The organism is Paenibacillus sp. J2TS4 (genome assembly GCF_018403245.1).
Taxonomy (GTDB): Bacteria; Bacillota; Bacilli; order Paenibacillales; family NBRC-103111; genus Paenibacillus_L.
In genome coordinates this window covers 237,993-260,909 of record NZ_BOSH01000001.1, presented here as the reverse complement: position 1 = coordinate 260,909, position 22,917 = coordinate 237,993, and the positions used below count along the sequence as shown (strand labels likewise).

Sequence of the window (22,917 nt, the reverse complement as noted above, 5' to 3'; positions counted from 1 at the left end):
AGCTCCGCGTTCCAAACTCTATAGGTAGAACTATCTCACCTAACGGGAGCACAGGTCCGACGGATGATAAGCTCCGTATCAAGCAGAATCGAAGGGGGGCTCAGGCCATCCTCCTGCACCATGTTGATTAACAGCTCTGCCGCTTTTCTTCCCATTTCCTTACGCGGCTGGGCAACCGTCGTTAATTTAATCCAATGCAGATCGCTAACTTCAAGATTATCGAAGCCGACAACACTGATTCGGCCTGGAACAGAGATATTTTGTTCAGCCAGCCATTCCAATGCGCCAATAGCCAGAATATCGTTGGCAGCAAATACTGCCGTCATTTCCGGGTAAGCTTTCATCAGCCTGCCCATGGATTCATATCCGCTTGCATATGTCTTCTCCCCGACAACCCTGCTTTGAGGAGGTGGAGTCAATCCATTCTTGCTCAATGTATCCAGATATGCCCGATAACGTTCCTTGCCTGTATATGATGTTTCCGGCATTCCGATAAAACCGATACGGGTATGGTTAAGCGAGAGCAAATAGTCCAATGCCTGGCATGAACCCTTATAATGATCGACATCGACAAAGGGCATCTCCAGCTCTTCTGGCGGTCTTCTCCGCATAAACACGACAGGGATATCCAGCCTCTTAATCAAATCGATCATTTCCCGGTCCATGAAATCCGAGGTGACGATAAGACCGTCCATCTTTCTTTGGGCTGCGCCCATCATGAAATTATATTCTTTCTCACGGCGTTTAGACGTATTCCCATAAACCACCTGGTAGCCGCCATCGGACAATACTTCTTCTACGCCATGCGCGACAGCTGACAGGAAAGGATCTGTAATGTCCGGCAGCATTAAGCCAATTGTATATGATTTGCGTTGAATTAGGCTTCGGGCCACCGCATTGGGTGTATAATTCAATTTCCTCATGGCCTCAAGCACTTCTTCTTTGGTCTCCTGCCGGATATCAGGATGATTATTCATGGCCCTGGATACGGTAGATACGGAAACGCCCAAATATTTGGCAATATCTTTAATCGTTGCGATGAATCTCACCCCCTGAGAATAAATAAAGGAATTGGATAGAATTGGTAAGTTGCTATATCACTGCTACCATGCTTTTTCAAATCACTGGTAACGTTTCCGGCAACGTTGCCAGTATTGTATTCCAAGGGGAGAAACATTGTCAATACTTTTTCGGAAGAGAGCTTACTTGCTTACAATACCAAGCATAACATTTCATCTTTCTATAAGCTGCCTTGGATCCTGAGGCGCGATAAGCAAAGGTGCATCCGCCCCATTAGCAATAGCGTCCCAAGAGACGATCTTGAAGTTCTGATATTGCTGATTGCCTTCGGCATCCGTGTTGCTATCATCCTGCGCAATAAAAATTCCATTCGGATAATGGTCTCCCAACCCGAAAGAAATAACATCCAGCCCGTCTGTTTCCGAGGTGCCGTCCACTGCTCCGTCAACTATCATGAATGTAGTTACGTACTGGCCGCTCTGGCGATCATAGATAACGTAACGGTCGCTGCCTTGGCTGGAGGCAATCAAGTAACCTTCGCCATCCGTTCCATAATAAATGGCTAGTCCTTCAATATCCGCATGCAGGCGTATTCCGTCCACCACATCGATGCGGGCTTGCGGGAGCAGCCCTCCGTCCGGTTCAGCATCGAATTTCCAGATAGCGACATTTTCTTCCCCTACATAAAAGGTCCCGTATTCATCATCAGACACAATACCTTCGCATACGCTGCCCAGCTTAATTTCACGAACAAGTCGGCCATTTATTTTTCCGTTCCCGTTATCATAGAGCTCCCACTGCTCAATTTCTCCTTCTTTGCCAGTAATAAAGCCATAGAACTTTCCGCTTCTCTTGCTGTGATACAAGCTAAATCCGTAGACTTTCTCCATGTTAGCCGTCAAGTGATCACCTGTAATGTCCGCCAGGCTTCCCGTTCCCGGATCAATTGCAAAAATATTTATACTATTGGAAGTGCGATTGGTCGATGCAGCTATATCTATAGTTCCATTACCAAAAGGAAAGTTGTAGCGGACATCAACATTGTTCATCTTGCCGACCCCATATGAACCGAGACGCGCCCCTTCGAGATCATAGACTTCAATTCCGCCCGGGTCGGCTTTCTTGTTCGCTCCAATAATCAGACTCTGCCCGGGATCGGCAGGATGAACCCAAATGGCGGGATCGTCCGCTGCATCCCCCTCCTGCTCAACTGCCTCCGTCTCCATATCGGCGGTAACCGTTATCAGTTTAGCAGGTCTTTGATGAGCGCTATCCAATACATTTGCAACAGCATTCTCCAAATTAATAGCTTTCATAAATTGTTTGTCTTTCGGTATATGAATGATGTGATCGACCAGCTTTACGGTGGCGGGGAAATATCCCGTCGAAGTCCCGAGCTGATACATGCCGCTGCCCACGGTCACTTTTCCGACGGTTCCGCTTCTGAGCTGGAACCATGCGGATTGGCTCTGTTGATCCCACACGACAGCAGCGCCGGCAGGCTCCAGAAGTTCTTCGCGAAGGGGAATATATTTAACCTTGTCAGCAGCGGCAGCCAGAGAAGAAAACTGCAGCATAAATAGGGCAAGCAAAGTGAAAATGAAAACCGATTTCAATGATTTCATTCTTTCGAACCTCCCTATTTCATTATTAATCCTAACAACATGACTTACGTGATGTTCACTTTTTCTGTCATGCGGATGTACTGTTCACCCGGTACAGATATCAGCTTCTGGCTCGCCTTGTCGTAAATATTGATTTTTTCCTTCGGAAACGTAATCCATACCTGGCTTCCAATAGGATAATCGGCGTCTCCCATATATTTGGCCAGCATGCTGGTACCCCCGTTTACGGTAAGTTGGAGCAGCGTCTCCGAACCTGCGGGTAATATCGAATATACGCTGCACGGAATGGCCTCTTCCGACGGAGCCTGCGAGATGCGGATATCTTCAGGGTAAATCGCCAACACGACTTCTCCCTGATGGGGTTTAGGAAAAGGCAACTGCAATGTCCCCAGACTCGACTCCGTTACCAAACTTCCATTACTGTAGGAACTGGTCGCATTCACAAAGTTAATTTTGGGATTGCCAATAAAATCAGCGACCCGGACATCGACGGGATGACGGTAAATTCCCTTTGGTGTATCCAGCTGGACCAGATCCCCTTCGAAGAAAACCGCAATTTTGGTAGACATCGTCAGCGCCTCGACCTGATCATGAGTAACATAAATAATGGTCGTGTTCAGTTCCCGGTGAAGCCTTTTCAATTCCGCTCTCATCTCCAGTCTAAGCTTGGCATCCAGATTGGACAACGGTTCGTCCAGCAGCAGAATTTTGGGCTCGGTTACGATAGCGCGGGCTATGGCCACCCTTTGCTGCTGTCCTCCGGACAGCTCGGACGGGTAACGGTCCTTGTACTGTAAAATCCTCATTTTGTCCAACGCTTGCTCCACTTTTTTAACAATTTCATGTTTGGGAACTTTGTTGATCGTAAGACCGAACGCCACATTTTCATATACGGTCATATGTGGCCACAATGCATAGCTTTGAAAAACCAGATTCAATCCACGCTTGGATGGCGGGGCGTAATACCGGTTTACGCCGTTTACCACCTCCTTGCCGCCGATTGTAATGATCCCTTCTTCCGGATTTTCCAGCCCGGTAATAACCCGAAGCGTTGTCGTTTTTCCACATCCCGACGGACCGAGCAGGGTCATGAAATCTCCATCGTCTATGACCAGATCAATATTTTTGAGGATGTGAATGTTATCGAAATACTTGTTTACTTTTTTCAGTTCTATCCTGCTCATATTAGCCTCCTATACCTTTGGAAAGATCTGCTTTCCCCCACTTGGTCGCTATAAAGTAGGTAATCATGATGATGGCGATAATGATGACTATGATGGCGTTGGAAAACTGCTGATACCCGCTTTCCGCATATTGGAAGGTCATTGTCGTCAACGTGCTTGTTTTAGGTGTGACAAGCAATATAATGAGGTCGAGCTCCTTCATCGCTCCGATAAAACAAAGCAGAAATGCGCTAATGGCCCCTTTGCGGGTTAACGGCAGCATAATCTTGTAAAACCTTCGGAAGAAGGACGCCCCCTGGATTTTGGCCGCTTCTTCCAGTTCACCGCTTATCTGCATCATGTTGCTGGTTCCGGAACGGGTAGCAAACGGCAGATCTTTGACGATGGTGATCAGAATAATCAAGGTTAACGTACCGTATAAAGCAGGAATGAACATTTGTGGCTTGGCAAACATGGACAAATATATGGCCGCGAATGAAATTCCGGGAATGAGGTAAGGCATAAACGTCAACTGCTCTACGAGCCTTCCCGTCATCGATTTCCTGCTTTTTGCAATAACGTAACCAAAAACGATACCCAATAAGGCGGCGGCAGCGGCGGCGACAAAGGAAATGAGAAGCGAGTTTTTAAGCGCCATTCTGATGTTGTTGCTCATTAATACGCCAACTTCACCCGATGCAATGGCTGGATTGGACTCTCCCACCCAGAAGTGTGTTGTGAAATTGCTCAGTGCATAGACTCCGTCTTTTAGCATAAACGATTGCAGGAAAAGCAGCAGCAGCGGAAAGATGCCGGCACTGAACATGAACAGCATGACAACGGAAAACAGTGGAATTCTCCATCTTCCAAGCGGAGTCAGGGTTTTGCGGGCGTCTTTGCCGCTTACCGTTGTATAGCCTTTACGCTTGCCTATCGCCCGTTGGTTAATATAAATCGTAAGTGCGGCAATCGCTATCAGCACGAGACTGAGAATATAGCCTTCAGACAGCATCCGGTTGCGGATGCTGCTGTATAGCATAGTCGCTATTGTATAATATTTGACGGGGAGGCCGAGAAATGCCGCCGCGCCAAAGGTGCCCATCGCTTTGGAGAACGTAAGGATAAAAGCCGACAAAATGGCTGGAAGCACAAGGGGAAAAGTTATCCTTCTCAGAATCGTGGAACGTTTGGCCCCAAGAATATCCGCCGTTTCCTCCAGGCCGCTGTTAATAGAGCTTAGCGCTACGGCTATTAATAAATAGAAGAAGGTATAATAATGGCCAATCAGCACGATGGTAATAGGCAGAAAACCGTAAGAGATCCAGTCGGGGGGAGCAATCCCCAGTACGGACTGCAAAATGCCTGGACTTCCTCCAATCCGGTCGTTCTTGAAAATAACGAGCCAAGCCATTGACTTCATCCACGAAGGCAGCATATAAGGAATAATGGCCATGAAGGCAATCGACTTCTTGAACGGAATGTCCGAGCGCGTAACGAGCCAGGCTAACGACCCTCCCAGAATCATGGAAAAGACGGAGACCCATATTGCAATATTTATGGAATTAAGAATCGGTTTGTAGAACACGTTCTGGCTGATATCGCTGCTCAAAATATGAATCCAATGCTGCAGTGTAAGCTTACCCGGCTCTGCCTCGGGATAAGCCCGCAAATCTTCATGCTGCCAAGTTACCGTATGAGAAATAATTTCCCACAAAGGGAATACGATCGTATAAACCAGGAACAGGATCGCGACAATGCTGATGACATGCAGCGGGTTTGTAAATATCCCCTTTATTTTATTTACAAGGCGAACCGTATTGAATTTGGGGCCCGGCTTGGTATACTCCGGCTTGCTCATTGATAAACACTCCTTCTTTGAAAGCTAATCCAATGGTTTGATTTGAACAGATAGAGCGTTCCCCAGGGCTGAATAACCTCAGTTGATATGCTTGATCCAGAATTCTCGGAATTTAACGGTATTTTTATAAAAAAATTCGGCATCATAAGGCCAACCATTAATTTCATCAAGATTAATCGGATTTTTATGCGGAACCTCCGGGTTGGTAACCCAAGAGCCCAATACGTTGTAAGGACGCAGCCCTTCACCCAGTCCGTCGGCCTCCCCCATCATCCAGCGGATCATCAATTTGCCTGCAGCTGTATTCGGAGCCTTGTTGGCCATATAAATGTAAGTGGGACCTAAGACAGAAACCTTGGGATTCATATCAAAACTGGCATTAATGGAAAGCCCCTTCTGCTCAATATTGCGCAGCTTGCTGGAAGCGCCAATACCGACTGGCGGATTGCTCTGGCCTTTTTCACCCACATTTTCGACTACTGCATCACTGGATTTAACTAATACCGGATCGTTCTTCATCAAGCGAGCAATAAACTCATAACCGGCATTTTCTTCCGTCAACTCCAGGTCTTTGCCGTACAGCTCCTTGTAGGCTTTTTCCATCTCGTCAGCATTCCGCACCATTGCCAGGAACAGTTCCATCATATCTGATGAATCCAGAGGATCGTTAATGAGCACTTTTGTTTTCCATTGCGGTTCCGTCAATTGCCACCAATTCGTTACAGGAGGGGCATCGTAAACGTCCGAATTATAAAAGACGGCCCTGATCGATACATATGCGGCGAGGGCCGGCAAGCTTTTATAAGGTTCCATCAAACTATCCGCAATATCGGTTGGCTTGTAAGAATGCAAAATCCCCCTGTTGACAAGGTCGGAGGATACAACGCCCAAGGCGTCCTTAATGAAGATGACATCCGCATTGAACACCCCGGCTTCCTGCTCACGCACCAGCTTTTCCACAATTTCATTCGTACTCATATCAAAACCCTCCACCGTAATTCCCGGATATTGGGCTTCAAACGACGCCTTGACATCTTTGATACGGCTAGATTGGGAATAGACAACCACTTTCCCTTCCTTCTTGGCCTGCTCATACAGTTCGTCAACCGTTTCCGTCTTGTTTAAGTCGGCCTCCTCTGCCCAGGATGATCCATCGGGACCTGCGGCAGGGTTGGCCTTCCCCACGCATCCCGCCAGCATAATTGAGAAACATACGAATAGTGACAGCCATCTTGCTGCCCGGCCGTCTCGCCTCATGGCTTATTCCTCCTTATAGTTTCAATTTCTTTCTTAATCTGAGTCGCTGTTCCATGCTGTGATTACGGTTTATCGGCCTGCGGATTCTTCCAGCCACTCCGTCCAGCTTACCGAGTAATCATCTCGGCAGTCGGCACAGTAATTATAAAATCTGTCTATGAAATCCAGTCTTTGAACGGCAGCTTCATACTTGTAGGCATCCTGCGGATTCATCCTGTACATATCTCTGCCTCCAATTAACTGCTGCCTCCGCAGGATATCGGCAAAAGCAACCTGTCCGGCATTCCTCATCATGTCGTACATCAATATGAACGTCGTTGCCCTTCCCACTCCCCCCCGGCAGTGAAAATGAAGCCACATCTCTTCGGGAACCGCTTTCACAAATTGTATAAATCTGTCTACCGTCTCATCTTCAGGCCGATGATGATCGGTTACACAAAAACGGGTATAGCCAACTCCTTCGCTTTTTGCCAGTTCTTCCTCACTATAAACTGATCTTGCGTCTGGCATGGACTCTGTTGAAGGGTCCGATGCACCGCATGGCAGTTCGAAGGGAAGGGCAGCATCAATCATTTCTCTTAGAAGCCTGTGCTCGAGCCGGACAACATCTTCCTGTGACATGCCTTTGTTCGCCCCGTTATACTCACCAAACCAACTAATGGCCGCTCCATGGATGAAGCCGTGGCATTCCTGTCTCAAATCTACAATTGTCATAGGAGAATAGCCAATGACCCGCTTTATGTACCGCAAGCCTCCCAGAGAAAACTGTCCACTGGCCGAAGCTTTCAATGAATGGAGCCCTCTGCAGTCCAGTTCATTGGGCTGCTCCACAGTTTGGGACGTCATTCGGAATCTTTTTGGCGCAACGTCTTCATTCTCCGCATCGATAACCAGCTTTGGCTGGCTTGTTGCCAACTCTGCCCCCTTGGAATTTGCGTCAGATAAACCCCCATCATTGGATAAGGTATCTTCGGGCACATCCTCACCTCCAATCGTTATTCATTGGATCAATAAATTGGAAATCCACCTTTACAAAGTTAAGCGGTTACAGAAAACTGTTAAGTTCATTCTGTTTTCCAAATCAGACCACATCTACTGGGCGACTGTTTAATCGATGGTACCATTCCTCCTTTCGGAAAGGTTCCCGGCAACGTTATCGGTAACGTTACCAATTTGTTTTTAAGTTTAATTCTGTTTATTCCGTTTGTCAATATCTTATATCGAAGGTGTTTTATTTTGCTATGATAATGTCACTATGCAGGAGAAGATGACATTGAGCAGAGTAGAACTGAGGAAAATATATGTGGTGGAGAAAATCATCGACGGAAGAGTTGTTCGATAAAGATGCTTCCAGAACGTACTTGAAAACAGCGGCCGCCCATTGCTTCATTTGAAGCAATGGGCGGCCTTAAAAAATGATGCGAAATGAGGATTTTTCTCGAATAACGGTCATCTATGCCCGCTATAATGAGCGTAATCGGTTCGTTCACAATCGGCCATCCCTTTAGCGTTAAAATTTTCCGTTACTTCAAGCGGTACTGCTGACGGGGAAGATGGAGTTGGAGTTGCGCCACTCCGCTGGCGGATAATACGAGCAGGATGAGGCAAGCATACTTGGAGTTGTAGCTTTCATGAAACATAAGTCAGTCCTGAGGAGTAAATAGTTATCGAATAATCTGCAACTCTTAACCCCAATTGGGAAAAAGAGATCGTGAACTACCATCGCTGCCACTGGACTAATGCTACCGTAGAAGGATGCCACAATCGCATCAAATCGTTTCAACGCAGTCACTAATTTATTCGCAACCGTGATCTCTACAAGGTTGGCATATTCATTGAATGCAAGCGGCATCGATTGCCTGGATAAACTGTCAACTACTAATTTTGAGGTAGAGCCTTTTACGAAACACAATGTTTTTTACTCCTTCACAGACCCAATCAATACACCCTTCACAAAGAAACGTTGTAAGAATGGATAAATGATTAAGAGTGGTAAGGAAGATACCATAATGACTGCATATTTTACGAGACTGGCTGTTTTAACTTGCTCAACCAATGACTCGATTTGCCCTGGTCCGCCTCCACCATCTTGACCAATTTGAGCGACAACCAATATCTCTCTTAAGATCAGTTGTAATGGATACAAAGCCTCATTGGAAAGATAAATCAAGGCGGTAAAATACTGATTCCACAAACTTACACCGTGGAAGAGGGCCATAACTGCGATAATCGGCATAGAAAGTGGCAGAACTACTTTTCCGAAGATATAATAATCTGAAGCCCCATCGATTTTAGCGGCTTCTACTAACTGTTCTGGGATGGTCTGTTGAAAGAAAGTCCGTGCAACTAGAATCGACCATGCCCCGACCACACCTGGGATGACAATTGCCCAAATGGTATCTACCATTCCTAATGTTTTGATTACTAGATACGTAGGAATTAACCCCCCATTAAACATCATCGTAAAGAGAATGATCCATAAAATATATTTCTTTCCCATCACCTCTTTTCTTGATAAAGCATAAGCACAAGGTAATAACACAACTAAGTGAATAATCGTTCCTAAAATCGTATAAATAATCGTGTTCCGATATCCCATCCAAATGGCATCATTTTGGAAGACCCGTTTATAGCCGGCAAAGGTTACATCAACGGGCCAAAGCCACATTCTCCCAGTACTAACAGCGGCCGGATCACTAATGGATGCACTTATCACAAATATCAGCGGATAAACAATGACTAACGTAATCAGCCCGACAAAGATTTTATTAATCAAATCAAACGTTTTATCAGACAAACTAAAATTTATCATTTTTGATCCCTCCTACCACAAACTGTTATCGCTTACCTTTTTAGCAATTTGGTTTACTGTAACGAGCAAAATAATATTAATCACCGAGTCAAATAAACCAACCGCTGCCGCAAAACTATACTGTCCTTCCAATAAACCTGTTTCATAAACGAAGGTTTGAATGATATCGGATGTTTCCGAGTTCAAAGAGTTTTGCAAAAGTAACACTTTCTCAAACCCGACAGACATAAATTTACCGATATTCAAAATAAATAGAATCACAATCGTCGGTAAAATAGCTGGGATATTAATGTGTAGAATCCGTTGGAATCTTGTAGCACCATCTACCTTAGCTGCTTCTAATAATTCTGGATTCACACCTGCAAGGGCAGCTAAATAAATAATTGATCCCCAACCAAGACCTTGCCATTCACCAGACCATACATAAATATGTCTGAACCATCCTGGGCTGGTCAGGAACTGAACGGAATCGCCGCCTAATTTCTCAATCAAAAGATTCACGATACCTGTTGTAGGATCTAAAAAGGCTGTGATCATCCCGACAACTACAACAACGGAAATAAAATGTGGGGCATATGTTAAAGTTTGCGTCCATTTTTTAAACGCACCATTTCGAAGCTCATTTAACATCAAAGCGAAAATAATAGGGAGTGGAAATAAACATAATTGGTAAAAACTAATGATTAGTGTATTTTTTAATAATCTCCAAAAATAATAGGAATTGAAAAAACGTTCAAAGTGCTCAAAACCAGCCCAGGGACTTCCGTTAATCCCCTTCGTCGCGATAAAGTCTTTAAATGCAATTTGTACCCCATACATGGGAATATAATGAAAAATAACGAAAAAAGTTAGTGCTGGTAAAAGAAATGTGTATAATTGCCAACTTTTAAGAAAGTTTTTTCGCATCCGAGAAAAGCGATTTTCAGGTAACACAATTTTATGTACAACTTCAGCGTTTTTTACTAGCATACAAGTCCCTCCTTTTTCAAAGAGGGAAGGGGATGTATTTGATACAACCCCTTCCCCAACATGGAGAAGCTCCCACTATCATTTATCGCTTTTATATCTGTTATAGGCAGTATTTTCGATTTTCATATACTCTTCTAAATTCATCTTTTCGATCGTTTTTACATATTTATCCCAATCCGCAAAAGATTCACTTCCTGCTATGAACTTATCTTCCATTTCGTTTACATACTTCTCTATATCAGCAGCTAAAACAGACCTCTTCTTATATTCTTCACTTGTATAGGAAAATTCAGGCCATACTTCCTCGAGCATATAGGGTTTCATTTGTTCTGCAGCCGCTAAAGAAGATGGGACACTCTCAGCGCCGTCAAAGAATTTCTCTTTCATAATACCCGGATATCCACCGCCCAAGTAAGTAACATATTTGGAAAGTTCTTGTTCCATTGTTAATCCATCTGGACTATTTTTTATCTTATCTACAAATTCCAACTTACCATCTTGATTTTCCTCATATGTTTCTCCTTCTACTCCCATAAAGAAAAACTTCGAACCTTCATCACTATAAAAATAATCTATCCATCTTAGAGTTTCCGGTACGTGCCGGTTTTTATCTGTAATAACAAACGCTCCTTTTGTTGCAATAGGAAAGCGTTGGGTGGAAACCATCCGATCACCATGTGGCCCCTCCAATGGAGCAATCCCAATAAATTTAGAACCTTCTTCTTTTCCATAAATGGCTTCGGTATTTACAAACACTGTACTTCCATGCAATCCCTTCGAGCCGTTTGCATAACTAGCATTGTTGTCATTTGCTGAGGAAAATATATTCTCCTGAATTAATCCCTCACTATAAAGCTTATGCAAATATTCAAGCATCTCCTTATAACGGTCTGTTGTGGGTATAAAACGCAAATTATCGGTCTCTGGATCGATATCTACAAAGTTATGACTACTACCTCTATTTCCAATTCCAAATGACCCACGCATCCAACCCTTTAATCCCGCCAGGCTATAACTTCCAAATGGAATTTCCTCATTTTTACCATTTCCTATCAAATCCGTTTCCTTTACTGCTTTTAAGTAATCATAAAAATCAGCAGTTGTTTCTGGAATATCCATTCCTAATTTTTCTAGCCAATCCTCTCTCACCCAAAGCTTGTGTCCAGAAATAACAGACCAAAAACTTGGTTCATATAAACCGGGAAGTGAATAAATATTGCCGTCAGCATCCAGTAATCCCTTTTTAATTTCAGGATATTCATCTAAAATCTTTGTTAGATTGGGCATGTATTTGGGAATCAAGTCGTTTAACTTTAAAAATACCCCTTGACTACCATATTCACTTAAAGCAGCACTCGAAAGGGCCGCCGTATAAAAAGCATCCTGATAGTCTCCACTGGATAAAGCTAAATTGCGCTTCTCAGTCCAACCTGACTTTGGAATCAAAGTCCAATTAATATGGATACCAGTCATTTTTTCGTATTCCTTCCATATTAAAACCTCATCATAATTGTCGGCATCACTTTTTCTAGCCATAAAGTCCAGAGTAATAGGATCATTTACAATAGGCATGCCCGTTTCGTTAAAGTTTTCATTGGAGGTTATTTCGTTTGTTTTGACTTCCTTACTACAAGCGGCTAATAAAATAATTAAAGCAAATAATAAATAATTAACCTTTTTCATTATCTAATACCTCTCGTTCTTTTTATTTATCAGGGGTCATTGATGATATTGGCTCCTTTATTGACCCACATTTCAAAATTTAGACTAAGTTAACTCGTCGATTTTCTTACAGCTTCTCTGCTGAATGTAGTTGGACAGCAGTTGCGGCCAGTCGGTTTGTATAATATCAACCCCCTTATCGAGTAGAACCCCCCAGCCCTTGTCCGGATCCTCCATAATGGATGTACGGTCGTCATAGCCTGCATAAAGGACGGTGTGGTCATCAAAATTTATTGCATTGGCCCAATAAAACAACCCTTGTTGTTGAATGGACCGAATGTAATCTTCTTGCAAAAACAGACTGTCCTTGGTGGGAGCCAGAAACTCAACGCCCACTAAATTGATGTTATACTGCTTGACCAATGCCAGCTCTTCTTCGGTTTTGACAATGGGCATATACATATATTTCGTCGTGCACGCTTCCAGAAACCGCAAATGTTTCTCTTCAACCTTGCTCTTCAAGATGATTTGATCGGCCATTTCGAACCGGTCTACCAATTTTAGAACTTCCGGCCAATAATCCCAAGCCCGGTCAATATTGAACAAAACATCTCCTTTAAAAAATTGTAATACCGCTTCAAATCGTTCAATTCGGTAATCGGTATTAAAATACTTCAAGCTGTCGATCTTGGCGGAAGACATTTGCTTAATGTTTGTTTTCTCATTGCATAATCTCTGTTCGTTGCCATCATGGAAAGTATAGAGAACACCGTCCGTGGAAAGAATGACATCGGCCTCGATCATGTCTCCCCCCTGCCTTAAAGCCGCAACGTATGCAGGAATCGTATTCTCAATGAAAATACCGCCAGGACTCCCTCTATGTACTGCAATGAGCGGCTTCTTCATCTGGAGCCTGGATTGAAGTTTTTCATTGATTTTTAAATGGCTTTGTATCAACATTCCAAATATTCGCCTCCGTTTTGTTAGCGTTTTAATTTCTGAGTTAAACTTATCAGCATTATTGGAACGTGTCAATCCAATTTACAAAATTTAAATATAATATATCTCCATAAAAAAAGAAAAAAACGATAAAAATTGCATTATTCAGCTAATATATATTATAAATATATTGGAACGTTCAAATTTCTGTGGTATTATTTTTATGGTATTATAAATAATAGCCGTTTCCATTAGACGATTTTAACGAATTTTTTATAGAGAAAAGGATGAAGTTCATTGCCCTCGATGAAAGATATAGCCAAAGCTGCCGGAGTTTCACATGGCACCGTTTCTAATGTTTTAAATGGGAAAGGAAACGTTAGCCTGGAGAAGATTCGTTTAATCGAAGAGACTGCCAAAAGATTGGGCTACCGGATCAATACCCGGGCCAGATCCCTTAGAGCGGGAAATACGAATACAGTTTCACTCATTCTGCCGAACATTTTATCGGAACCCTATGCTGAATTATATACTGGTGTCGAGAGAACTCTCGCTAGCTTGGGGTTCCGCACTCTTCTGTATACAACTGAAGATATACAGCATAACGAAATCAATATTCTCAAGGAAGTCGATTCTGACCAAGTCAATGCGATCATCTCTGTTTCCTGTCTGACAGACGCAAATGAATACTACCAGAATACGAAAATCCCCCCGGAAAACATCGTTTTTGTCTATCGAAATTTAAGCCACAGTGTTCATTTTGCAGGGTTTGACTACATTCAAGCCGGGGAAGAATTAGCAGCGGCAATTCACAGACAAGGATTTAAAAATATTGGATTGTTCACAGGTCCGGACTTTTATTCGTGTGATAAAGATTTTTCATCCGCTTTTATTCATCGAATGAAACAACGCGATCCTTCCGCCATCGTGAGAAAGATTTCGGAGCCCCTCTACAACTCTTACAGCAAAGCATTTGAATTTTTTGAGGGCCCCTCTCCCGATGTCATTTTAACGTCAGACATGGAGAGAGCAAGACATGTAAGAACCGCCGCTTTTTTGGGGAGTGCGAAGGAACCCCCCTTGATTTACAGTTTGTCTTCCGGATCGTCTCGTGCAGGCAATACTGTCTATCAATACCATTTGGATGACAGATTATTAGGCCGACAGATTGCCGAACACATTGTGGACACGATTAAAGACAATAAAAAAACCGCGACTCCGATCACGGTGCAAAATAGAGGTTTCCTATTCCAATTCTCTGATTTGACCAAGAATGAGCCTCTGAATGAACTAACTATACTCACGATCCCAAGCCCCTCGACTCGAGCTCTGAAGAAACTGTTGCCCTACTTCAAGAAACTGACGGGAATTGATGTGCTTCTGGCGATTCATTCTTTTGAAGAGATTTATGAAATCCTGACAGACATTGATAACAATAAACATTACGACATTATTCGCATGGACATGGCCAGCCTGCCTTGGTTTGCCAAAAGCACGCTGCGCCCCTTATCTGATTTCCAGAACGATATCCACAGCTTGGTTAACCAATTTCAATTAAAAGATAAATATTCGCTAGTCGACGGCGTACCCTACGCTCTCCCGTTCGATCCAAGCATTCTAATGCTTTTTTATAGAAAAGACCTTTTCGAAGATGCTGCCATAAAAAGAATGTTCTACGAACAGTACAAAATGGATTTGGAGGTACCGACCGATTTTGAATGTTTTAATAGGGTCTCCCGATTCTTTACTCAATCCATCAATCCGGAATCACCTACGCTCTATGGAAATAGTGTTACATTCGGCAATACCGAAATTATTGCCGCAGAGTTCTTGACACGTTATTATTCTGAAGGGGGACAACTCATCCTTAGTGGCCAGCGTCCTTCCCTCACAAAAGATATGGCTGCTGCCGCTCTGCACAAATATATTGAAATGATCGGTTTTGCCGACACTTTGTCAGCTGGTTGGTGGGATGAATCGATTTCTTCCTTTGCCGAAGGCAAGACAGCCATGATGATCCTGTTTAATAATCATTTTTCAAAGATGGTGAAGTATAGTCCCTTGTCTTCCCATATCGGATATGCTCCTGTGCCGGGTAACAAGCCTTTACTTGGGGGAGGGGTTCTTGGGGTCTCCAAATATTGCAGTAAGGAAAGCGAAGTCACTCATTTTCTAAATTGGGTGTACAGCGATGAAATTTCCGAACAAATCACTCTTCTTGGCGGAGTTTCTGCTAACGAGACCGTCTACCAAAATCAAATGGTTCTCGATTTATATCCATGGCTTGCCACGGCTCACGAATCCAGTCTGAACGGGATCCGTGAAACTTCCTTTCGAACAGGTGAGGTTTTCAATTACAGAATGGTGGAAAGAATCATTGGACGGGGAATCAAGAATGTCATTAACCATATTATGACCATCGAAGAAGCTATCGATTATATTAATCAATGCCTGATCGACGTCGATGTTAATTAAACTGCTCACATCATCGGGATTCGATTTTATTACATTACGGTCCCATGCCGGGCGCGCAAAGAAAAGCTTCCTGCCATGCAAGCCGGGCAGGAAGCTTCGCTTATATCAAATTCATCGAAACATATTTGATTTCAATAAACTCTTCGAGTCCCCAGTGACCGCCTTCCCGGCCAATACCGCTCTCTTTCATCCTGCCAAACGGTGCCTGCGCGGTGGCCGGCAACCCATCGTTCAAGCCGACAATCCCGTATTCCAGTCCTTCGGAAATCGCGGACGCTTCTTGAAGTACCTAAAATGTTGCTCATTGCAGCGACGGCCCCCTTCTAATCCAGTACAAATCCGCGCTCTTGTAAGTATTTAGCCAGATCTCGCCGGAATTCATTGCCGCGGGCCATTCTGCGAGCGGTATGTTCCATCCAGCCATAATGTCCGGTGTCTTGATCCGGCTCTGGAGTGACGCCCGGAACCGGCACCCGCCGGCCCTTGTAAATGTCCGTCTGGGCCAGCGCTTCGAATACGGGCAGTCCGTCTATTGAAAAACGGTCCATTATGGCCTCCTTGACCCGGCATATCGGGAAGTGAACTCCTCCTGTCATCCTTGTGCCCCACCGTTCGTATTCCCTTGCAAGACCCCTTTTATATATTTCCTATCGGAATAGTATGAATTTAGCAATATTTTATAGCACAACCCGTATCCTGTCAATCGTTAATTTCTCTTTTTTATTTTCTCTTTTTTCCTTTTGGAAGGTAGATGCAGGCTGGATTTGACGCCTGCAATATGATAAAGTGACATCAAATAATATTCGCTGTTGTTGATCGGAGCAAAAAACAAAACTATAACTGACGTTTGAATATAGCGTTCGGTTGTGAGTATAGTGGTATATTTACAAGGGGGGGTAACTGGTGGACCGACCTATGGGAATATTGACCGAGAATGATTTAACCATCGCTGTTATGCCTTGCGTCCGCTCGTCCGATTATTATTTGAAACGATATGGTTATATGTGCAGAAGGCCATCAGGCCGACAAGACTGGCACTTCTTATTCACCTTGTCCGGTGGAGGCGTCGTCGAAAGTGGAGAAGATACCTATCATTGCAAAGCCGGAGATATGATCGTAATCCCTCCCGGAGTTCCTCATTTCTATTATACGGAGCAGAACGAAGGCGTCTGGGAAAAAATTTGGGTCCATTTCATCCCGAGGGCTACTTGGAAACCTTGGCTGGAGCTCGCCTTTCCTTTCGATCATGTAGTGCAATTGCATTTCGAAGGACCGATGGTGAAAGAAATTGAAGGCGCCTTCAAACGAATGCTGGGTTATTATACGGGACCGTTCAACGTGTTTAAGCAGGAGCTTGCTTTGTCCGTTGTCGAAGAGATCATTCTTGTCGCTTCCAACCTGCAATCCGAGAACAGAGGACGACAGTTGGACGCCAGGGTCGAGGAAATTCTCGGTTACTTGGAGGAACATTACGCGGAGCCGATACAGATTGAAGAGCTTGCCAGGATGGTGTGTTTATCACCGTCACGCTTAACCCATCTGTTCAAACATGAGGTCGGGGAGTCGATCATCGAGACGCTAACGAAAATCCGCATCAACCAAGCGGCCAAGCTGCTGAGAAGTACGAATCGCCCTATCGTGGAAATCGCTTACTCGGTCGGATTTCACTCCGCCAATTTCTTCAGCCGTAAATTCGCCGGGTACTATGGAGAGAATCCAATGTCCTACCGCAAAAATTGTTCTTCCTTTTAAACAAAAGCGCGTACCCTTAAGCTTAACAAAGGGTACGCGTTTTTTACTTAATCGACGTTGGCGACCAAACCTTGGGTGCTTATCGGAAGCCCCGTTTTGTACAAGTGGGAAATATCGCTGAATCCGAGACAGCGCGGGACGGCCCATTGGGCCGATCGCTCATCCATCAGAATGGTCGTCACGGAGCTGGGCGCCATCCAGAAGCCAGTCCACATGAGCGGGAGCGGAAGCTCAAGCAAATGGGAAAGCCAGGTCACCCCCAGGCCGTGATGGCAAAAAATGGCGATCTTCCGCGTGTTGGAACGAAGGATGCGATATTTGCCTTCTTCTCTCCGGTAACCGAGACTTTCCATAAATTGATCGGACTCCTGATGGAGCTGCCGCAGCTTCACTTCCAGTCCCCTGTTGAGATAAGGGACCATATGATGCCAATTGTCGTTGGTAGGATAAGGTTTGGTTTGCCTGAGCCATTCGCCGTGCACGTTCCATGCCGCGATACGGTTGCCGGGTGGCCATTCGACGTCCCAATCTTCAAGTTCCTTGAACCATGGTACGATGGCAGGCTTGATAGTAAGCCGGCGGGCAGTATACTGCATCGTGTGAATGGCTCGATTAAGCGGAGAGCAAAAGATTTCGTCAATCCCTTCATCCTCCAGCCGTTCGGCCAGTGCTTTCGCCTCCAAATGACCTTCAGGTGTAATCGTGCCGTTCTCATAATCGGGATCGGCATGACGAATTATATATAGTCGCACGTTTGCGTATTTCTCCTTTACTGCTGTAATTTTCTCGCTGTCCGGACGTGAGCGGTCCCGTTATGGTATTTGACCCGTGATCAACGTTCCAGGAGTCGGCGTTTGTCTTGGCGCCGCCGGAACCCGGCAAGGAAGCAAGGAATTCTTCATTACTTCTTTCCTCGATTCAAAGGGCCTTAGTGAGACCGACCTTACGGTAATCTATCCGGTAGGAACCGTCAGCGTATACCTCAATGACGTTCAAACTCGACGTATCTTCGCAAATCATGGCGACTCCATTGATGAACGTGAGGCCTTGCTGCATCTCTTTCACTGCCGCAACCGGATAGACATGATGATGTCCGGCCAGATGCAGAATCGCTTTGCCCCGGTCTGCGGCGCGTGCCGCAAGTTCCGCGAATCGGGCAACGGCCCTGCGGTCGAAATATTCTTCCGGCCCTCCCAGCCCATTATGCGAGAATAACAGAATAAGACTTTCCGGACAGAACAGGATTTCATTCTCAAGCCATTCGAAAGCCTCTTCCGTAATCGTTCCTTCACAGGTGTCGTACAGGCGGTTTCCGTCTTCGCCTATGTAATTGTCGAGCAACAGCACTCTGACCTCCGTTTCCCCTTTGCGCATGGCGATCGAACGGTTAAACCGGCTCCCCGCCGTCAGAGGCTGGCCCGCGATCCCGAACTGCTCCTCGAAAGCTTCCCCTCCAATGCTCAGATCGTGATTGCCCGGCACGAAAGCTTTGGGCGGCTCGATCCGTTCCCATTCCTTCATAAATGAATCCAATGACTGTTCCCGGTCAATGACGTCTCCCGTACAGATGACGTAATCGGGCCTCTCGCGATTAACGATATCGACGGCTTGCCGCAGCTTATCCAAAGCGGCATAGTAATGGCGTTCCATCCAAATCGCGCCGGCAGCATCCGGTCGGCCGGTCAGTTCGTCTACCAGATGGATATCGGTCATCCAATACAGGCGTAACGAATATTGCTCCAAAAGACATTTCAACTCCTTTCTTTTTCCTCATCATAGGTAAAACAAATCGGGCGGGATATACATATTCCGCTGTTTAAACCGCATGATTCGGTTATCTTGATGCTCAACGGATCAAAGACAGCTAATTTGTTCTCAAAAATTAGCCGTATATTATCTGTTTCGCGGAAGCAGGCGGCTCTATACTGTTGTTTGTAAGCGATTAACTAGCCTGCAAGGGGGAGAAGAAAGCATGAAAAAAATGTATTGTTTTATCTGTGTCGTCCTGTTGATAACGGCCTTGGCGATCACGGGATGCGTTACCTCGCCGGAGAAGAGAACGCTGGCTCCGGGGTTGATCATGCAATATTTGGGCGAAGCCCAGCAGAATTGGGGAGGTATGATGGCGGCTTCGATCACGGTATCCGTCCCGGTAACGATTATGTTTCTGTTGCTTCAACGCTTCTTCATTCAAGGGTTGACGGCGGGCGCGGTTAAAGGATAACGGGGAATGGCCGTTCTATTCGAACGGCTCTTCGTTAAATCAATGAGGTTTTCTCTTACAAATGGGATCCGCCAGTTCCATCCATCATTTGTCCCGTTACCCATCGGCCATCAGGTGAAGCCACGAAGGCGACGATGTCCGCGATATCCGAAGGCTCGCCAATGCGTCCAAGCGCCGACATCTCTACGGCAGACTTGCGGCCATCGGGAGTGTGCAGCCACGACGCGTTGACGTCGGTATCGACTATGCCGGGCATAACTGCATTCACAGTAATCCCCCGCGGACCCAGAAGCTTGGCCAGATGTAGGGTGAATGTATTTAGTGCGCCTTTGGTTAAATTGTAGGTCATGATGTGCGGAAAGGCAATTCGTGTCACTCCGGATGAGATATTGATAATGCGGCCTCCGTCTCTAATACGTCCGAGCGATTGCTGGACGAGGAAGAACGGTGCCTTGACGTTGACGGCGAACAGACGATCAAAGTCCTCTTCGCTCGTCTCTTCCAATGACGGGGATGTGCCGATGCCGGCATTGTTGACCAAGATATCGAATTGGTTGCTGCCCGTCCTGCGAGTAAGTTCCTCATCCAAGCCCTGAAGAAGCCGATGGACTCCTTTCAGAGAATCCAACTCGGCGCCGATGGCAAAAGCTGTACCCCCCGCTGCTTCGATCGCAGAAACCGTCTCTGCCGCAGCATCACGCCGTGTGCCATAATGTACTGCGACTAGCGCACCTTCGGCAGCGAGACGCAGCGCGATCGCTCTCCCTATCCCTCTGCTGGCCCCTGTAACGACCGCGATTCGACCTTCCAAACGCTTCAAGTTCATGCAGATCCACTCCTTATAATTGATTGATACCATGATAAACCCTCCCCATAAGGGGAGAGTCAAGGAATGGATTCTTATCTTTTTTCAGACTCGTTCCACTGGGACGATTACCTCTGCCAAACGCAGCTGACCATAGAGATCTTTGTCCGACGTCAGAAAAATCTCCCGAACCGGGATCGTCTCGAGGGGCCGATGGCCATGGTCAGCGATCCAAGTGCGCAGCGTCTCGATCGCCTTGCAATTATCCTTATACGGATCACATCGATGAGTATAAGAAGCAGCTTTCTTCATGCCAGGCAATGGATGAATTTTCACCCTGAAGCTATCAGGAATCGGTTTGGAAATGGGAATGGCAACCTCGATGTCCGAAGGCTCTTCATCGTCATCGGCTCTCCGATGCCAGACGATTGCTATCTCGTGATCCGACTCTTCTCCATGCGAGCGGACGTACTGCTTCAGTTCATCGAGCAGCAGACATAGTTGGTTTTTTGGCAATGTCTCGCGAATATAGGCTACGAGAACGGGGTCCACACTTCGAAGCAAGAACTTCCCTTCCTCTTCAACCGCCTCAAGCCGTTCGATCCTCACGAGTCGCTTATCGATTTCCGCAATTTGCTGCCGGACCTCTTGTAACTGGTGCTCCAGCACCTTTCGCTTTTCAAGCAATGTGTGCTCCGCTTGCGTCAAAGAAGCGGTTTCGGTCAGCAGCGGCCGCATCATCTCAAGAGTTAGGCCCTGCTCTTTGAAGCTCGCGATACGACGGATAGTTAGCAGTTGCTCCGCTGCATAAAAACGATATCCCGTTTCTTCGTCCACTCGCACAGGCTTTAACAAGCCGACTTTATCATAGTGGCGAAGTGTCTTCACCGTCACACCAGTCAGTTTGGCGAATGCCCCGATTTTGAACATTCAAATCCCCCCCTTTTGCGAAATTAATGCATGGCACTGCCGGACAGTTGGCCGCCCATTGGAATGTTTCAGCGCTCCAAGCGACCAACCCGTCACCAGAGGCTTGTTTATCCCGAAATGCCGGGGTGAGATAGCCGATCCTTCTCAACCGCTTCATTAATCCATCGTTCTGCCCAGTGTCCGCTACTGCCACCACCTTTCTTTTATTTCTTACATTAGGTAAATAGAAAACTGGTAATAAAAAGGCAACTTCATAATGAAACCACCCTACAGTCTCTTCTCCCATTATTTAAATTCAGCCATTCCTCTTTTGGAAATCAGCAAGAAAATCCGCTAATGTTTTGCAATGCTCATAAGGTACAGCATTATAAATGGAAGCACGCAGATGTCCTGCATCTCGATGTCCTTTTAATCCCATGAATCCTTCTTGCTCTAGTTCAACAAGCAACTTATTTTCGATTTCTGGGCTGGATATACCGAAGGTAATGTTCATCATGGATCTGCTGTCCTTATGAGCCAATCCTCTATAAAAACCGCCACTCGTATCAATCACATGATAAAGCAAATCCGCCTTCTGCCGATTGCGCGCGGCCATCCCCAGTAATCCACCCTGATTCACAATCCACTTCAACACAAGGTTCACCATATAGACAGAAAAAACTGGCGGTGTGTTAAACAACGAATTATGTTTGGCATGTACGTTATAACTTAACATATCAGGGATAGCTTCAGGAATACGCTCCAACAAAGAACGGTGGACAATGACAATGGTGACGCCCGCTGGCCCCATATTTTTCTGTGCGCCTGCGTATATAAGTGTAAATTTTGATGCTTCGATGGGTCGAGACATGATGTCGCTGGACATATCCGCAAAAAGCGGAACATCCCCGGTATCAGGGAAGCTCTTGTATTGTATGCCGCCAATCGTTTCGTTTGAAGTGAGGTGGACATAAGCCAATTCCCTCGGAATATCCAGGTGGTTTAAATCAGGCAACCGTTTGAAACGTTCTTTTTCCCCGCTTGCCAGAACGAGGGTCTTCCCTATTTTCTGCGCTTCTTTCCACGCCTTTCCCGACCATGTTCCGCTGTTTATATACCCCGCTGTTTTTCCTTTGGCCAAAAAGTTGATCGGCACCATAGAAAATTGCGCGCTTGCTCCCCCCGGTAGAAATAAAACATCATAATCAGAAGAGAGATTCAGCAGTTCTTTAATCAATTGCTGTGCTTCATTATGAATGGCTTCGTATGCTTTGCTTCTATGGGACATTTCCAGAATCGATGTACCGATCCCATGAAAATTTTGTAATTCTTCCTGTGCCTCTTGCAATACTTCCGAAGGCAATGCTCCCGGACCGGCATTGAAATTATACGCGTAAGTCATCGATCGTCCCCCCTGTAATGAACCGAATTTACGTGCTGTCAGACT

General features: G+C 45.5%; 19 protein-coding genes and 2 pseudogenes. 4 read left to right on the top strand and 17 right to left on the bottom strand.

The features are described from left to right. Positions 1 to 35: 35 nt before the first annotated feature. The 6 genes from KJS69_RS01170 to KJS69_RS01145 form a co-directional block, all read right to left on the bottom strand. The gene (locus tag KJS69_RS01170; protein WP_213581186.1) at positions 36 to 1,049 is read right to left on the bottom strand and encodes a LacI family DNA-binding transcriptional regulator; all 1,014 of its coding nucleotides are present in this window, start codon (positions 1,047 to 1,049) and stop codon (positions 36 to 38) included. A 183-nt stretch (positions 1,050 to 1,232) separates the two neighbouring features. Then, positions 1,233 to 2,645 (bottom strand): phytase, encoded by a 1,413-nt coding sequence (locus KJS69_RS01165; RefSeq protein WP_213581185.1) that lies wholly within the window; start codon positions 2,643 to 2,645, stop codon positions 1,233 to 1,235. Between the two features lie 44 nt (positions 2,646 to 2,689). After that, positions 2,690 to 3,829, bottom strand: a complete 1,140-nt coding sequence (locus KJS69_RS01160) for an ABC transporter ATP-binding protein (protein WP_213581184.1) — start codon at positions 3,827 to 3,829, stop codon at positions 2,690 to 2,692. A 1-nt stretch (position 3,830) separates the two neighbouring features. Further along, positions 3,831 to 5,666 (bottom strand): ABC transporter permease, encoded by a 1,836-nt coding sequence (locus KJS69_RS01155; RefSeq protein ID WP_213581183.1) that lies wholly within the window; start codon positions 5,664 to 5,666, stop codon positions 3,831 to 3,833. 78 nt (positions 5,667 to 5,744) lie between these two features. Beyond that, on the bottom strand, positions 5,745 to 6,923 hold the full coding sequence (locus tag KJS69_RS01150; protein WP_213581182.1) for an ABC transporter substrate-binding protein: 1,179 nt from the start codon (positions 6,921 to 6,923) through the stop codon (positions 5,745 to 5,747). 69 nt (positions 6,924 to 6,992) lie between these two features. Beyond that, positions 6,993 to 7,901 carry a phosphatase domain-containing protein gene (locus tag KJS69_RS01145; protein WP_213581181.1) on the bottom strand — a complete coding sequence of 303 codons (909 nt, stop codon included), beginning with the start codon at positions 7,899 to 7,901 and terminating at the stop codon, positions 6,993 to 6,995. 715 nt (positions 7,902 to 8,616) lie between these two features. On the opposite strand from KJS69_RS01145, the pseudogene KJS69_RS30465 reads away from it, so the two are divergent. After that, a pseudogene (locus KJS69_RS30465) lies at positions 8,617 to 8,790 on the top strand (transposase); the annotation flags it as partial. 51 nt (positions 8,791 to 8,841) lie between these two features. Here KJS69_RS30465 and KJS69_RS01135 read toward each other — a convergent pair. The 4 genes from KJS69_RS01135 to KJS69_RS01120 all read right to left on the bottom strand — a co-directional run bounded on the left by KJS69_RS01135 (position 8,842) and on the right by KJS69_RS01120 (position 13,326). Next, the gene (locus tag KJS69_RS01135; protein WP_213581180.1) at positions 8,842 to 9,735 is read right to left on the bottom strand and encodes a carbohydrate ABC transporter permease; all 894 of its coding nucleotides are present in this window, start codon (positions 9,733 to 9,735) and stop codon (positions 8,842 to 8,844) included. Between the two features lie 12 nt (positions 9,736 to 9,747). Beyond that, on the bottom strand, positions 9,748 to 10,641 hold the full coding sequence (locus KJS69_RS01130) for an ABC transporter permease (RefSeq protein WP_374706604.1): 894 nt from the start codon (positions 10,639 to 10,641) through the stop codon (positions 9,748 to 9,750). A gap of 141 nt (positions 10,642 to 10,782) precedes the next feature. Continuing rightward, on the bottom strand, positions 10,783 to 12,387 hold the full coding sequence (locus tag KJS69_RS01125; RefSeq protein ID WP_213581178.1) for an extracellular solute-binding protein: 1,605 nt from the start codon (positions 12,385 to 12,387) through the stop codon (positions 10,783 to 10,785). An 84-nt stretch (positions 12,388 to 12,471) separates the two neighbouring features. After that, entirely contained in the window at positions 12,472 to 13,326 is an 855-nt protein-coding gene (locus tag KJS69_RS01120; protein WP_213581177.1) for a glycerophosphodiester phosphodiesterase family protein, read from the bottom strand. Between the two features lie 285 nt (positions 13,327 to 13,611). Between KJS69_RS01120 and KJS69_RS01115 the strand changes: the two genes are divergently transcribed. After that, positions 13,612 to 15,780 carry an extracellular solute-binding protein gene (locus KJS69_RS01115; protein ID WP_249730347.1) on the top strand — a complete coding sequence of 723 codons (2,169 nt, stop codon included), beginning with the start codon at positions 13,612 to 13,614 and terminating at the stop codon, positions 15,778 to 15,780. Positions 15,781 to 15,880: 100 nt separating this feature from the next. On the opposite strand, the pseudogene KJS69_RS01110 reads toward KJS69_RS01115, so the two are convergent. Further along, a pseudogene (locus KJS69_RS01110) lies at positions 15,881 to 16,057 on the bottom strand (aldehyde dehydrogenase family protein); the annotation flags it as partial. Between the two features lie 46 nt (positions 16,058 to 16,103). Continuing rightward, positions 16,104 to 16,328: a hypothetical protein gene (locus tag KJS69_RS01105; RefSeq protein WP_213581175.1), complete on the bottom strand. Its 225-nt coding sequence runs from the start codon at positions 16,326 to 16,328 to the stop codon at positions 16,104 to 16,106. 355 nt (positions 16,329 to 16,683) lie between these two features. On the opposite strand from KJS69_RS01105, the gene KJS69_RS01100 reads away from it, so the two are divergent. Continuing rightward, a complete protein-coding gene (locus tag KJS69_RS01100) occupies positions 16,684 to 17,532 on the top strand; it encodes a helix-turn-helix domain-containing protein (RefSeq protein ID WP_213581174.1) in 849 nt (282 codons plus the stop codon). Positions 17,533 to 17,579: 47 nt separating this feature from the next. On the opposite strand, the gene KJS69_RS01095 is transcribed toward KJS69_RS01100, so the two are convergent. Beyond that, the gene (locus tag KJS69_RS01095; protein ID WP_213581173.1) at positions 17,580 to 18,284 is read right to left on the bottom strand and encodes a histidine phosphatase family protein; all 705 of its coding nucleotides are present in this window, start codon (positions 18,282 to 18,284) and stop codon (positions 17,580 to 17,582) included. A 166-nt stretch (positions 18,285 to 18,450) separates the two neighbouring features. After that, a complete protein-coding gene (locus KJS69_RS01090) occupies positions 18,451 to 19,275 on the bottom strand; it encodes a metallophosphoesterase family protein (protein WP_213581172.1) in 825 nt (274 codons plus the stop codon). A gap of 229 nt (positions 19,276 to 19,504) precedes the next feature. Between KJS69_RS01090 and KJS69_RS01085 the strand changes: the two genes are divergently transcribed. Continuing rightward, the gene (locus KJS69_RS01085; protein ID WP_213581171.1) at positions 19,505 to 19,756 is read left to right on the top strand and encodes an ABC transporter permease family protein; all 252 of its coding nucleotides are present in this window, start codon (positions 19,505 to 19,507) and stop codon (positions 19,754 to 19,756) included. A gap of 55 nt (positions 19,757 to 19,811) precedes the next feature. Here the strand turns inward: KJS69_RS01085 and KJS69_RS01080 are convergent, their stop codons facing one another. The 3 genes from KJS69_RS01080 to serC all read right to left on the bottom strand — a co-directional run bounded on the left by KJS69_RS01080 (position 19,812) and on the right by serC (position 22,872). Then, a complete protein-coding gene (locus tag KJS69_RS01080) occupies positions 19,812 to 20,582 on the bottom strand; it encodes an SDR family oxidoreductase (protein ID WP_213581786.1) in 771 nt (256 codons plus the stop codon). A gap of 84 nt (positions 20,583 to 20,666) precedes the next feature. Continuing rightward, a complete protein-coding gene (locus tag KJS69_RS01075; RefSeq protein ID WP_213581170.1) occupies positions 20,667 to 21,491 on the bottom strand; it encodes a MerR family transcriptional regulator in 825 nt (274 codons plus the stop codon). Positions 21,492 to 21,786: 295 nt separating this feature from the next. Beyond that, a complete protein-coding gene (gene serC, locus KJS69_RS01070) occupies positions 21,787 to 22,872 on the bottom strand; it encodes a 3-phosphoserine/phosphohydroxythreonine transaminase (RefSeq protein ID WP_213581169.1) in 1,086 nt (361 codons plus the stop codon). Positions 22,873 to 22,917: the final 45 nt, after the last annotated feature.